The organism is Hoeflea sp. CAU 1731, assembly GCF_039888615.1.
Lineage (GTDB): Bacteria > Pseudomonadota > Alphaproteobacteria > Rhizobiales > Rhizobiaceae > Flavimaribacter.
Genome location: NZ_JBDQQS010000018.1, coordinates 78,696 through 91,394 on the forward strand (window position 1 = coordinate 78,696; position 12,699 = coordinate 91,394).

General features: G+C 59.1%; 16 protein-coding genes. 8 read left to right on the forward strand and 8 right to left on the reverse strand.

The window, feature by feature from the left end; translation table 11 throughout:
- Positions 1–97: 97 nt before the first annotated feature.
- The 6 genes from rarD to AAFN47_RS23190 all read right to left on the reverse strand — a co-directional run bounded on the left by rarD (position 98) and on the right by AAFN47_RS23190 (position 6,121).
- Positions 98–1,009 (reverse strand): EamA family transporter RarD, encoded by a 912-nt coding sequence (gene rarD, locus AAFN47_RS23165; protein WP_499811637.1) that lies wholly within the window; start codon positions 1,007–1,009, stop codon positions 98–100.
- On the reverse strand, positions 1,006–2,622 hold the full coding sequence (gene cimA, locus AAFN47_RS23170; protein WP_499811638.1) for a citramalate synthase: 1,617 nt from the start codon (positions 2,620–2,622) through the stop codon (positions 1,006–1,008). The genes rarD and cimA overlap by 4 nt, the downstream gene beginning before the upstream one ends.
- Positions 2,619–3,110, reverse strand: coding sequence for a GFA family protein (locus AAFN47_RS23175; RefSeq protein WP_499811639.1), 492 nt, complete (start codon positions 3,108–3,110; stop codon positions 2,619–2,621). Before AAFN47_RS23175 ends, cimA begins: the two co-directional genes overlap by 4 nt.
- A gap of 40 nt (positions 3,111–3,150) precedes the next feature.
- Complete coding sequence (gene cysS, locus AAFN47_RS23180) at positions 3,151–4,524, reverse strand: cysteine--tRNA ligase (RefSeq protein WP_499811640.1); 1,374 nt, start codon at positions 4,522–4,524, stop codon at positions 3,151–3,153.
- A gap of 187 nt (positions 4,525–4,711) precedes the next feature.
- Positions 4,712–5,344, reverse strand: a complete 633-nt coding sequence (locus AAFN47_RS23185) for a LysE/ArgO family amino acid transporter (RefSeq protein ID WP_499811641.1) — start codon at positions 5,342–5,344, stop codon at positions 4,712–4,714.
- Between the two features lie 9 nt (positions 5,345–5,353).
- Entirely contained in the window at positions 5,354–6,121 is a 768-nt protein-coding gene (locus AAFN47_RS23190; protein ID WP_499811642.1) for an SOS response-associated peptidase, read from the reverse strand.
- Positions 6,122–6,197: 76 nt separating this feature from the next.
- On the opposite strand from AAFN47_RS23190, the gene AAFN47_RS23195 reads away from it, so the two are divergent.
- The 8 genes from AAFN47_RS23195 to AAFN47_RS23230 all read left to right on the forward strand — a co-directional run bounded on the left by AAFN47_RS23195 (position 6,198) and on the right by AAFN47_RS23230 (position 11,610).
- Complete coding sequence (locus AAFN47_RS23195; protein ID WP_499811643.1) at positions 6,198–6,644, forward strand: NUDIX hydrolase; 447 nt, start codon at positions 6,198–6,200, stop codon at positions 6,642–6,644.
- Complete coding sequence (locus AAFN47_RS23200) at positions 6,634–7,017, forward strand: TIGR02301 family protein (RefSeq protein ID WP_499811644.1); 384 nt, start codon at positions 6,634–6,636, stop codon at positions 7,015–7,017. The genes AAFN47_RS23195 and AAFN47_RS23200 overlap by 11 nt, the downstream gene beginning before the upstream one ends.
- Positions 7,018–7,117: 100 nt before the next feature.
- The gene (locus AAFN47_RS23205; RefSeq protein WP_499811645.1) at positions 7,118–7,378 is read left to right on the forward strand and encodes a hypothetical protein; all 261 of its coding nucleotides are present in this window, start codon (positions 7,118–7,120) and stop codon (positions 7,376–7,378) included.
- Positions 7,379–7,392: 14 nt separating this feature from the next.
- Complete coding sequence (locus tag AAFN47_RS23210; RefSeq protein ID WP_499811646.1) at positions 7,393–8,130, forward strand: hypothetical protein; 738 nt, start codon at positions 7,393–7,395, stop codon at positions 8,128–8,130.
- Positions 8,131–8,205: 75 nt separating this feature from the next.
- Positions 8,206–9,063 (forward strand): CAF17-like 4Fe-4S cluster assembly/insertion protein YgfZ, encoded by an 858-nt coding sequence (gene ygfZ, locus AAFN47_RS23215; RefSeq protein WP_499811647.1) that lies wholly within the window; start codon positions 8,206–8,208, stop codon positions 9,061–9,063.
- Positions 9,060–9,677: a YfbR-like 5'-deoxynucleotidase gene (locus tag AAFN47_RS23220; protein ID WP_499811648.1), complete on the forward strand. Its 618-nt coding sequence runs from the start codon at positions 9,060–9,062 to the stop codon at positions 9,675–9,677. Before ygfZ ends, AAFN47_RS23220 begins: the two co-directional genes overlap by 4 nt.
- A gap of 5 nt (positions 9,678–9,682) precedes the next feature.
- The gene (locus AAFN47_RS23225) at positions 9,683–10,195 is read left to right on the forward strand and encodes a tyrosine phosphatase family protein (protein ID WP_499811649.1); all 513 of its coding nucleotides are present in this window, start codon (positions 9,683–9,685) and stop codon (positions 10,193–10,195) included.
- A 164-nt stretch (positions 10,196–10,359) separates the two neighbouring features.
- Complete coding sequence (locus AAFN47_RS23230) at positions 10,360–11,610, forward strand: MFS transporter (protein WP_499811650.1); 1,251 nt, start codon at positions 10,360–10,362, stop codon at positions 11,608–11,610.
- 97 nt (positions 11,611–11,707) lie between these two features.
- Here the strand turns inward: AAFN47_RS23230 and AAFN47_RS23235 are convergent, their stop codons facing one another.
- Entirely contained in the window at positions 11,708–11,848 is a 141-nt protein-coding gene (locus tag AAFN47_RS23235) for a hypothetical protein (protein ID WP_499811651.1), read from the reverse strand.
- Between the two features lie 94 nt (positions 11,849–11,942).
- On the reverse strand, positions 11,943–12,680 hold the full coding sequence (gene recO, locus AAFN47_RS23240) for a DNA repair protein RecO (protein WP_499811652.1): 738 nt from the start codon (positions 12,678–12,680) through the stop codon (positions 11,943–11,945).
- Between the last annotated feature and the right edge of the window lie 19 nt (positions 12,681–12,699).

Genomic DNA, 12,699 nt, shown 5'->3' on the forward strand with positions numbered 1-12,699 from the left:
GAGTGTCCGTGCGAACGGCGAGCCGTTATGAATGCGATCTGCGGAGTCGATCCCCTTCTACGCCCATGGAATTTTCAACCCTGACTGAGGATTCGGCCTATTCGCCCGCCGGCGCGGCGGGTCGCGCGCGTAACGTCCGGAAGCTTGACCAGGAATAAATCGCAAGTGCCGTCCATATCAGGCAGAACGCCACGAACTGCCAATAGGAGAACGGCTCCTCGAATATAAAGACGGCGATCAGGAAAATCAGTGTCGGGGCGGTGTATTGCATCAGTCCAAGCGTCGAATATTTGAGCAGTTTTGCCCCAAAGGCGTAGAGGATAAGTGGAAACGCCGTTACAGGTCCAGCGAGCATCAGAAGCAGCATGCCGTCGAGGCCGTCATTGGTGAAGTGTCCGTCGCCGAACAGCCACAACAGCGCAAGCGCTGGAAGGCTCAGCAGCAGCACTTCGAGCATGAAGCCCTGCGTTGGACCGATGGGAAGCGTCTTCCTTAAAAACCCGTAGACGCCGAAACTGAAAGCCAGCGTCAGCGATATCCAGGGCAAGCCGCCGGCGTTCACCGTAAGGATAACAACGGCGATCACTGCAAGACCGATCGCCGCCGTCTGCGACCTGGTGAAGCGTTCTCTCAGAAACAGCGCCCCGAGGCAGATATTGACCAGCGGATTGATATAGTAGCCAAGCGCTGTCTCGACAGTCCGGTCAACTGACACGGCCCAGATATAGATCCACCAGTTGACTGAGATTAGAGTGGCTGTCAGCGCCGCGAGAGCCAGAGTTCTGGGTTGCCGGAAGGCTACCTTGAGATCGGACGTCCGCCCGAGTATCAGCAGGATTACGCCGGCGATCGGGACGGACCAGAGTATTCGGTGCGCAACCACTTCATAGGCCGGCACATGGGAGACGGCCTTCATGTAGAAGGGCATCAGCCCCCACAGACCGTATGCGCCGAAAGCGTAGAGAAATCCTTTCCGGGAATCCCCGTCGCCGTCCTCCTGGGAACTCATGAACTCGACAACTCTTCAACCGCCGTTCGGTTCTTGATCAGCTTGTAATTGATAGAATCCATGAGCGCCTGGAAAGAAGCGTCGATAATGTTGTCTGAGACGCCGACTGTCCACCAGCGCTCGCCGCTGCCGTCGTGCGACTCGACTAGCACCCTGGTGATTGCTTCAGTGCCGCCATTGAGGATACGCACCTTGTAGTCGCAGAGCTCCAGATCCTCGATCTCCTGCTGGAATTTGCCAAGATCCTTGCGCAAAGCGATGTCGAGAGCATTGACGGGACCATGTCCCTCGGCCACCGAGATGTGGCGCTCTCCATCGATCTCGACCCGCACGATCGCCTCGGAAATCGTCTTCAGGACACCGTTTGCGTCGAAGCGACGCTCGACCATGACGCGGAAGCTTTCTACCTTGAAAAACTGCGGAAGCGTGCCGAGGGTGCGACGCGCCAGCAGCTCGAAGCTGGCGTCCGCGGCTTCGTAGGCGTAGCCGCTCGCCTCGTGCTCCTTGACGATGGCGATCAGCGTGTCGAGCTTTGGGCTGTTCTTCGAAACCTTGATTCCCCGGCGGCTCAGCTCGTTGATAAAATTGGATTTTCCGCCCTGGTCCGAGACCATGACCTTTCGCGTATTTCCGACGCTCTCAGGCTCCACATGCTCGTAGGTCTTCGGGTCCTTCAGCAACGCAGAAGCGTGAATGCCCGCCTTGGTCGCGAAGGACGAGGCGCCCACGTAGGGCATTTGCGGATCGGGGGAGCGGTTCAGAAGTTCGTCGAACGCGTGGGACAGACGGGTCAGTTCCGTCAGCTTCTCCTCGTCGATCGACGTACAGAAGCTTTTATTCCAACGTGGTTTCAACACCAGATTGGGGATCAGGACAACCAGGTTGGCGTTGCCGCAACGTTCGCCAATACCGTTCAGAGTGCCCTGGATCTGACGCGCGCCGGCCTCCACCGCCGCCAGCGTATTGGCGACCGCAAGGCCGGTGTCGTTGTGGGCGTGAATGCCGAGGTGGTCGCCCGGAATTCCCGCCGCGATCACGGCCGTCACGATCTCCCTTACTTCCTCGGCCTGGGTTCCGCCATTGGTGTCGCAAAGCACCACCCAGCGCGCGCCGGCGTCCAGCGCAGTTTTCGCGCAAGCCAGGGCGTATTCTGAATTCGCCTTGTAACCGTCGAAGAAATGTTCGCAATCGACCATCGCCTCCTTGCCTGCGTCAACCGTCCGCTCAACGGAAGCGCGAATGCATTCGAGGTTCTCCTCGTTGGAAATACCAAGCGCGACATCCACATGGTAATCCCAACTTTTGGCGACAAAACATACGGCGTCGCTGTTCGACTGGACGAGGGACGACAGACCCGGATCGTTGGACGCCGAAAGACCGGCGCGCTTCGTCATACCGAAAGCGACAAAAGACGCTTTCTTCATTCGGTTCTGCTCGAAAAAGGCGGTGTCGGTCGGATTGGCGCCGGGATAACCGCCCTCGACGTAGTCGATCCCGAATTTGTCGAGCATCCCGGCGATCGCAATCTTGTCCTCGACGCTGAAATCGACGCCAGGCGTCTGCTGGCCGTCGCGCAATGTTGTGTCGAACAGGTAGATTTTCTCGCGGCTCATGGCTGCACATCCCAGTTTTCGGTGTCGTGATCGGGGTGCTGGCTATTGCTCGCGGCGATCGCCGACAATTCTGCGTCGTCCATCTCGCCATCGGTTCCGGTTTCATGCGCCTCGAGACCAGCGAGATCTTTGAACCAGGGCATACGCGCCTCCGTTCCGAACTGCTGCAATGGCGCCACGAGTTCAGGCTGGTCCAGCGAACCGAGCGTCACGGAATAGTGGTCAGACGCCATCGCATCGAATATCAGAGGCGTACCGCACCGGCTGCAAAAACCGCGCCGGACGGGCTCGGACGACCGGAACCATGAAATGGCGCCGCGGGTAACGTGGAACTGCTCGCGTTTCGCTCCAGCCAACGGCATGAAATAATGGCCCGCCGCCTTCTGGCACATCCGGCAATGGCAGATATGCGGGTCGCTCAGTTCGCCGTCCACGCGGTATCGGACGGCGCCGCACTGGCAACCGCCTGTTGTTATTTTGGTTCTCATGATCCACATGTGGCAGATAGGTCGGAAACCTGTCTCCGTCCTACCGCCTCGCCTCCCATTCGGTTGTCCTCTCACCGGTCGCCGGGTCCTTCCCATCCTTCAGCTGGATTCCTGCTTCCGACAGCCTCTCCCTGATTGCATCCGCTTCCGGCCAGTTCTTCTGTCGGATCAGATCAAGCCTCTGCTCGATCCAGCGGGCGATTTCTTCTTCGTCCATGTCGACGGAGGCCGTTTCCCGATACGTTTCGAAGCCGAGGAACGACAAGGACGAGGCCAACGCCGCGCCGTCCAGTTCGTTCAGTCTCGGCAGAGCCTCGGAAACGTTGAGGTCGTCCGCGATCGCCGCCATGACAGCGTCATCCACCGGTCCGTCCGCCGGCGCGTCCCCTGCCCGCCTTGCGAATTTGTCCAGGATACGCTCCGCCTCCTCGAGCTTGCGCACGCTGAAATCGATAGGCTCGCGATAGTGAGTCATCAGCATTCCGAGACGCAGAACCTCGCCTGGCCATGAACGCCCGCCAAAAGTCTCTGTCTCCAGCAACTCGCGAATTGTTACGAAGTTGCCGAGGCTCTTTGACATCTTTCTGCCTTCGACCTGCAAAAAGCCGTTGTGCATCCAGATGTTGGCCATGCGCTCGGTTCTGTGTGCGCAGCAGGACTGAGCGATTTCGTTCTCGTGATGCGGAAAAATCAGATCAAGGCCGCCGCCATGAATATCGAAGGTCTGACCGAGATAGCGCGCGCTCATCGCGGAGCATTCGATATGCCAACCGGGCCGTCCCGTGCCCCATGGCGAAGGCCATCCGGGCTCGCCTTCCGATGACAGCTTCCAGAGCACGAAGTCCCCCGGATTGCGCTTGTGCGCCTCGACGTCTACGCGGGCGCCGGCCTGCTGTTCTTCAAGAGAACGATTGGACAATCCGCCATAGGCCGGCATCGAGGTTACGTCGAACAGCACCTCGCCTCCGGCTTCGTAGGCATGGCCCTTTCTCAACAACTCCTCGATCAGTTCGATCATCTGGGGAATGTTGTCTGTCGCGCGCGGCTCGATGCTGGGTTCAAGGCAGCCAAGCGCGCGAACGTCTTCATGAAACTGGTCTGCGGTCTTCTTCGTCACCCGGGCGACGGCCTCGTTCAGCGGTTCCCCTGGATAATCGCGCGCCGCGCGGGCGTTTATCTTGTCGTCCACATCCGTGATGTTGCGCACATAGGTCACGTGATCTGGTCCGTAAACGTGCCGTAAAAGTCGATACAGCACATCAAAGACGATGACCGGTCGCGCATTGCCGATATGGGCGTAGTCATAGACCGTGGGGCCGCAGACATACATGCGCACCCTGTCGGGATCGATCGGATGGAATTCTTCCTTCCGCCGAGTCAGCGTGTTGTAGAATGTCAGAGGTCGTACGCCCATAACAAAACTCCCGGTGCCACTGGTCGGGCGTTTGTCGTGATTGTTTTGAGACGAAAACGGCCGAGCCAGCGAATGGCTAGCGAATAATGATCCAGCAAATGCAGATGGCGACAACGCCAAATATCGTTTTCATGAGCGCCTTATCGCCGCTCGAAAGGCGAAGGTCAAGCGCTCATTAGAGGAATTCTCATTCAGCGAAGAAGCGTTGCAGCAGCCCCAGCGCCAGCGCCGCCATGACGAGCCCGATCAGGATGTCCAGTGCGCGCCAGGCCGACGGCCTGGCAAAAAGCGGCGCAAGCAGTCGCGCGCCGTAACCCAGCCCAAAGAACCAGACAAAGGAAGCGAGAACAGCGCCTGCGCCGTAGGCGACGCGCGCCCCCCCGACGTATTGTCCCGAAAGGCCGCCGATCAGCAGCACAGTATCAAGATAGACATGCGGGTTGAGAAAGGTCAGGGCGAGACAGGTGGCGACTGCGGTCCGCAAGGTCTGTTCACGGGAATTGTCCGCCAGCAGCGCATGCGGATGGAGCGCCCGCCGGAAAGCGAGAAACGCATAGGCAAGCAGAAAGGCGGCCCCGCCCAGCGTCACCGCGGTGATCAGCCAGGGCGAGCGGGCAATAAACGTCCCGAGGCCGGTGACGCCGGCGGCGATCAGCAAGGCGTCCGAGAGCGCGCCAATCAGGCAGACAACGAAAACGTGTGACCGGATCAGACCCTGCCGCAGGATAAATGCGTTCTGCGCGCCGATCGCAACAATCAGCGATCCTCCGAGGAAGAAACCCGACAGAACCGGCCCTAACAATCCCTGTTCCAGCGCCATTCCTTCGGCCTACCCTGGCCCGAACAGCGACATCTGGCCGCCATCGTCCTTATCGGAGTTCTCCGTCTCCGGCTCAGGTTCGACGCGTTCCTGGACTTGAGGCCCAATATTGGCGACCTTATTGACGAGACTGGACACCGGCACGGCTTCGAAGAAGCCGGGTTCAACTGGCTGCAGCAGATCGTCGACATCGCGCGGCTCCTGTGTCCTACAGTCCAGCCAGCGCGCGAAATCTCGCTGGCGAATAACCACCGGCATGCGATGATGGATTGGCGCAAACTCCTCGTTGGCGCCGGTGGTCAGGATCGCGCCGGTATCGATTTCGGAACCGTCCACGGCCAGAAGCGTGTCGGTCAACCCGGCGAAGGCGACGAGTTCGCCATTGCGCGGCCGCACCCAGTAGGCCTGCGGTTTGCTCCGCCCTTCCCGCTGCCACTCATAGAATCCGGAAGCCGGAACAAGCGTGCGTCGATGGCGCATCGAAGCGCGAAAGGAGGCTTTTTCATTGGCCGTTTCCGAGCGTGCGTTGATCAGCATTGGAAAATCGCGCGGATCCTTGACCCATGACGGCAGCAGTCCCCATCTGACCAGCATCGCTTTTCGGTCTGGCATGTTTTTGCGCTCGTCCGGATCGGCGCCCGGACCGGACATGACCATGAGGATCGGTTGGGAGGGAGCGATGTTATATCGCGGCACAACCTGAATCTCGAGTTCGGCGAGTTCGAAAAACAGCTCGATGGCATGGGCGTTCGCCAGCAGCGAAAATCGGCCGCACATGAATCCTCCGCGACATTGGACAAGCGACGATCTTATAGCGGTTCACACTTGCGGCACAATAATCTATGGCAACAGGATGATATCGCCTCCTGAACCTGTTTCACCCGTCGCCGCCGTGTCCTGTATTGTCCGGCGCGACCGCCGCTATCTCCTTGTCAAGCGCGCCAGAGGCGAAGCAAAGGGACAGTACGCCTTTCCCGGCGGAAAGGTGGAGCCGGGGGAAACATTAACGCAGGCGGTTTTGCGTGAATTGCGCGAGGAGACCGGACTGGTTGGTTTCGGCGTGCGTTTCTTCAGGCTGTATGACCTGATCGCCCGCAACGACGACGGTTCGTTACGCAGCCACTATGTCCTGGCGGTTCACATGGTCGAGCAGGTGCACAGCGACCAAGCGATCGCCGCCGACGACGCCGAGGAAGCTGACTGGTTCTCCGCTTCGGATTTGCAACATGTTTCAGTAACTCCCAGTGTGGCAGAATGTATCGATGAGCTGGAAGAGGCCGGATATGGACGTGACTGCTAGGCGCATCGCCTCCATCTTTCTCGCAGGGGCGCTGCATGCAGGGCTTGTTGCGCCGGCATCGGCGCAGGCTGTGCTTCCGCCCTACGAGAACAGGCTTTTGCGGCTGTCGGAGATCGTGGGATCGATCCACTATATCCGGACACTGTGCGCCAAGCGCGACGAGGGCTGGCGCGACAAAATGCAGGCGTTGATTGAGCTGGAAGGCGAGGACGCCCCTACCCGCGCCCGGTTGACGGCCGCCTTCAATCGCGGCTACAGATCCTTCGCAGCGGTGCACACGAAGTGCAACGAAGTGGCGCTTGAGGCGGAAGCCCAATACAGGAAAGAAGGTCTCGACCTTGCGTCGGCGATCATTGCGCGCTACGGAAATTAAACAATCATTAACCTGACAATCCGGACTGCCATTGGAAGATCACAGTCTGTGGTATTCTCGAGTCGGGAAGAAATTGGAGCCTTAGTCTCCAGGTGGTGACATGAGAGAAGCAAACTTGTCTGAAATTGACGAGATGATCATTCACGAAAAGATGCAGACGGCGCTTGAACATCAGGTCGAGGCCTGGGCGGACGGCGTGGCCGACGGAATCGAACCTGAAATCATTGCCGACGCGGCCTTGGTGACGGTCATGCGTGAAGCCGTCAAACTGTTCGGCGAAGACGGCGCGGAAGCCGTGCTCGACGATCTCAAAAGCAGAATACTCGCCGGAGAATTTTCACCGGACCGCCAGATTCAGTAATCGCCGGAGGAGCCATGCCCTTTGCCGCCACGGGACGCCCGGCGTTTGCCGCGAACCTCGGCTTCATGGCGTATTTCCTCACCGCAGGCGCCGTCTGGCCGGCGCAAACTGCGTTAAACGGCCATGCCGTGCAACCACCGGACCGGATCGAACTCGCGCTCAGCGAAATAAAGGAAATCGAAACCGAAACGGAAGATGAGACCGGCTTCGGGCAAGGTCTCCCGCTGCCACCCAAACTGGGCGCCGCTCCACCGGAAGAAAGCGTTGAACGCCGCGATCTTCCCGACGTCGAAGTAAGCAAGGATCTGTCGCTTCTGCCGGAGCCGGTCAGACGCATGCGCGAATTGATCGTCGAGGCCGCGAAAAGCGGCGATCCGGAGAAACTGCGACCACTTCTGGGAACCGGGCCTACGGCTACGCAACTCTCATTCGGCGCCATTGACAGCGATCCGATCCAGTATCTGAAAGACGTGTCCGGAGATCAGAATGGCCTGGAATTACTGGCTATTCTTCTCGATATTTTCGACGCCGGATATGCCCGCCTCGATGCAGGCGAAGCGACCGAAATCTATATCTGGCCGTATTTCTACACCCTGCCGCTCGACGTCCTCGACGATCGGCAGATGGTCGAACTGTTCCGGATCATTACTGCCGGAGACCTGCAGGACATGAGGGCTTTCGGATCATACTCCTTCTACCGCACGGGCATTTCGCCGGACGGAGAATGGCTGTTCTTTCTAGCAGGTGATTGATCATCGCACGATACGGTCTTGCCCGAAGCCCGTCCCGCCATTAGGTAATGCCGCATACGGCAAGGAAAAGCGGATTTGACTCGAACAACGCTGAAAAATCGCGGCCTCGTGGATATTCACGGACCTGATGCGGAAACGCTGCTTCAGGACGTGATCACGTGCGATCTCCTGTCCCTTGAGGCTGGCGTGGCGAGGCAAGGCGCCCTGCTTACGCCGCAAGGCAAAATCATGTTTGATTTCCTTGTATCGCGTCACGGCAAAGACGGATTTCGTTTCGATATCGATCGCTCGGCGCTGGGCGATTTTGTAAAGCGCATGACCATGTACAAGCTTCGCGCAAAGGTCTTCATCGAGCCTGAGGAATCCACATCCGTGACGGCCGTCTGGGACGAAGAAACGCCTCAAAAAAGCCTCGCCGACGAGCGCTTTGCACAGGTTTCCGACGTCTGCCGGCTTTATGGCGAGGCAGGCGGCGAAACCGCCTCTCTGCTCGATTACGACCGCTTGCGCGTCGACAATGGCGTGGCCGAGGCCGGTCGGGATTACGAGGCCGGCGACGCGTTTCCGCATGATGCACTGATGGACCTGAACAGGGGTGTGTCGTTCAAAAAGGGCTGTTTCGTCGGCCAGGAAGTGGTTTCCCGCATGCAGCATCGCGGCACTGCGCGGCGGCGCGTTATGAAGGTCTGGGCAGAGGTGGATCTGCCGGAAAGCGGCGCTGCCGTCACTGCAAGCGGCAAATCGGTCGGAACGCTTGGCTCCGTTGTCGGCGACAGGGCACTGGCGATTCTGCGCACGGACCGTGTCGCGAGCGCGCTCGACAAGGATACTGCATTGCTGGCGGGCGATGTCCCCGTACGGCTTGCCTTTCCGGAATGGACCGGCCTTTCGCTCGCGCAGGAAGAACGGGATTCGGGTTCAACAGCGCAATGAGCGCCCGCGAAACCGCGCCACGCGCTTGGCAGCGCATGCTTTCCGGACGCCGTCTCGATCTTTTGAACCCGTCGCCTCTGGATATTGAACTGTCGGATATTGTTCACGGCCTCGCTCGAGTTGCGCGCTGGAACGGACAGACGATCGGCCGCCACGCGTTCTCGGTCGCTCAGCACTCCGTCGTCGTGGAGCAGATCTTCTGCCTTTTGAAGCCGAAAGCCTCTGCCGCCGACAGAATGGCCGCACTCCTTCATGATGCGCCAGAATATGTCATTGGCGACATGATCTCACCTTTCAAGGCGATCGTCGGCGGCGACTACAAGAGCGTTGAACGCAGACTGCAGGAAGCGATCCATCTGCGTTTCGGGCTGCCGGCTCAGATGACCAAATCGCTGAAGGACGCAATCAAGCGTGCCGATCGCATTTCGGCCTTCTTCGAAGCAATCCAACTCGCCGGTTTCAGCGAAAGCGAGGCGGCCCGCCTGTTCGGACGGCCGCGCGGTATTTCATCCGACGATCTTCCAATCGAGCCGATGTCGGCGACCCGGGTCCAACGTCTCTTTTCAAAACGCTTCGAGGAGATCGAAACCGTACGCCCGAAAAACACGGAATAGGCGCCATGCCGCATCTGGTTGTTTGCCCGCTCTCCCGGCTCGACAAAACCGCTAGCGAGCACGATGTGCGAGACATCATCACATTGCTGTCGCCAGATATGCAGGCCGAGCGCCCGGCGGGCGTTCCGGCAGACCGCCATCTGCGGCTCTCTTTGCATGATATCAGCGCTGAAATCAGCGGAATGGAAAGACCGGCGGCCGATCACGTCTCCGGAATGATCGATTTTGCAAGATCATGGACCCGGGAAAAGCCGCTGCTGATTCACTGTTGGATGGGAATTTCCCGATCGACCGCCGCCGCGTATATTTGCGCCCTTTCGGTCAATCCGGATCTCGACGAAATGGAGCTCGCGCTCGAACTGCGAAGGCGATCGCCTTCGGCCACGCCAAACGCCCGCCTCGTAGCCCTTGCGGATGAAATTCTTGGTAGCAAAGGCCGCATGAACGCCGCGATAAAGCGGATCGGACGCGGCCGGAATGCACGGGAAGGCGCGCCATTCGTCCTGCCGATCAAGTGACTATCCATCACGATCAGCATGGAAAAATCCTGAAAAGCATCAATTATTCTGATTGATCCTGCAGAATTGCTGCTTTGACTTATGGGATTGAACGAGGCTATTTCCAACGTTGGACTATTCATGCACGTCCGGAAATCCATTTATCGTGGCGGGAAGATCTTTCAATGAGCACGACGGCCAAGGAATCGACCGCTAGCGCGCCGGCAAAGGCTGCGCTGCCCTGGATCATCATCATTTGCGGCTGTCTCATTGCGCTCATAACCTTCGGTCCGCGTTCTGCGATGGGGTTCTTCCAACTCCCCATGCTCGCCGACACAGGCTGGGACCGCACGACCTTCGGTCTGGCGATGGCGCTGCAGAATCTTTGCTGGGGCCTTGGCCAACCGTTCTTCGGCGCGATCGCCGACAAGTACGGCACGTGGCGCGTGCTTTTCCTGTCGGCCGTGCTCTACGCCGCCGGTCTGTGGATCATGGCCCTTGGCACGACGCCGACCTGGCTTCATATCGGTGGCGGCGTGCTGGTCGGCCTGGCGGTCGCGGCCGGCTCTTTCGGCATCATCCTGTCGGCATTCGCGCGCAATGTAGCCCCTGAGAAGCGTTCGCTGGTCTTCGGCTTCGGCACGGCAGCCGGCTCGGCCGGCATGTTTATTTTCGCGCCTATAAGCCAGGGCCTGATCGACTCCTTTGGCTGGTCGGATTCGCTTGTCTATCTCGGCCTCGCAATGCTGGTCATTCCGGTTCTGGCGATACCGCTGCGCGGCAACGCCTCGTCGGGAACGCAATCTGCAAGCGAATACGAGCAGACAGTGCGCGAGGCCCTGCGCGAAGCTTTCACTCATCACAGCTACGTACTGCTGACTGCGGGATTCTTCGTCTGTGGGTTTCAGGTCGCGTTCATCACCGCGCATTTCCCAGCTTATATCGGCGATATCGGCCTGGACGCCGGATATGCGGTCATGGCGATCGCCCTGATCGGTTTTTTCAACATCATCGGATCGCTGGCGTCCGGAATCATTGGGCAAAGCCATTCCAAGCCGATGATGCTGGTCCTGCTCTATGTCGGTCGTTCAATCGCGATCACGATCTTTCTGCTCACGCCGCAGACCGGCGCAAGCGTGATCGTCTTTTCTATTGTCATGGGGCTGCTGTGGCTGTCCACAGTGCCGCCAACCAACGGCCTGGTGGCGATCATGTTCGGAACACGGCATCTTGGAATGCTCGGAGGAGTTGTATTCCTGTCGCACCAGATCGGTTCCTTTCTTGGCGTCTGGCTGGGCGGCTATCTTTATGATCGCCTCGGCAGCTACGATCCGGTTTGGTGGCTTGGCGTGGCGCTCGGTCTGTTTGCCGCGATAGTACACTGGCCGATCCAGGAAAAAGCCGTAGACCGGCCAGTGGTCGCCCCCGCAGCATAGAGCGGTTCAAGCACCGCCCTACCTCATAGTCCGATTCCGGTTGTTCCGCTTGTAGTATGAAAACAAAGGCAGAATCGGACATCGAACCAAACCTGTTTCAATGAATGAAGGTCACATTGGCCAGCCGGTGGGCCATGACAAGTTCCTTGCGCTCCTGGCGGGTCAATCGACCCTTCTTACCCAGCGTGCGCGCTCTCTCCTGGGCCGCCTTCCTGCAAAGTTCGGTAATATGGGACATCAGTATTCTCCGTTTGCGTTGATGAAACGGATATAGCCATCAAGGCGAGAAATCCTAATTAAACAATCGTAATGATTGCATCATCGCGCAGGAACTATTGCGCAGGCCCAAGCGCCTTCAACGCCGCCTGAATGAAACCGGCCCGCGCTTCCGGCGCCTTTAGGCCACGCGGCTCATAGACGTGCCGCTCCAGAAAATAGCCGGTCAATTGAAAGGCAGAGGCGAGCCCCTCCCTGTCGGCTGCCCGCTTCGAAGCCTTGCCAAGGAATTCCGGCAGAACAAGCATCTTCTCCGCCCAGGGCTGGCCGGCGCTGCGACCAACCGCCCTGCCCGATTTCGGGGAGACGAATGCAAGGTCTTCGGTCGCGCCGGTCGCCGCACAGCGTTTCAGGTCCAGTCCGAAACCAAGATCATCCAGGACGGCAAGTTCGAAACGGATGAAAAGTTCCCCGGCGTCGACCGGCTCGTGAAGATGGCCGAGAATTATGCCGAACGCCTCAAACAGGTGTGGATGCGGATCGCGTTCTGGCAAGAGCCGCAGAAGCGCGCCGATCGCCTGCACGCCATAGACGGCCGTCGCAGTTTCCATCAGACGCGCGGCGCGCAGTTCAAGGGCCTCGACCTGATAGTTGCCCAGATGTTGATCAAGACGCGCGCGCCAGTTGAGCGCCACGCTGTTGCCCGGCTGCAGCAAGGGCTGCATGCGGCGTGAGCGGCCGCCTCGCACCAGTCCCAGATGGCGGCCATGGTCGCGCGTCATGGCTTCCGCTATCACGCTGGTTTCGCCGTGCTGGCGAACCCCGAGAATTATGCCTTCATCCTGCCACTGCATGACGGAACCTTCCCGCGCG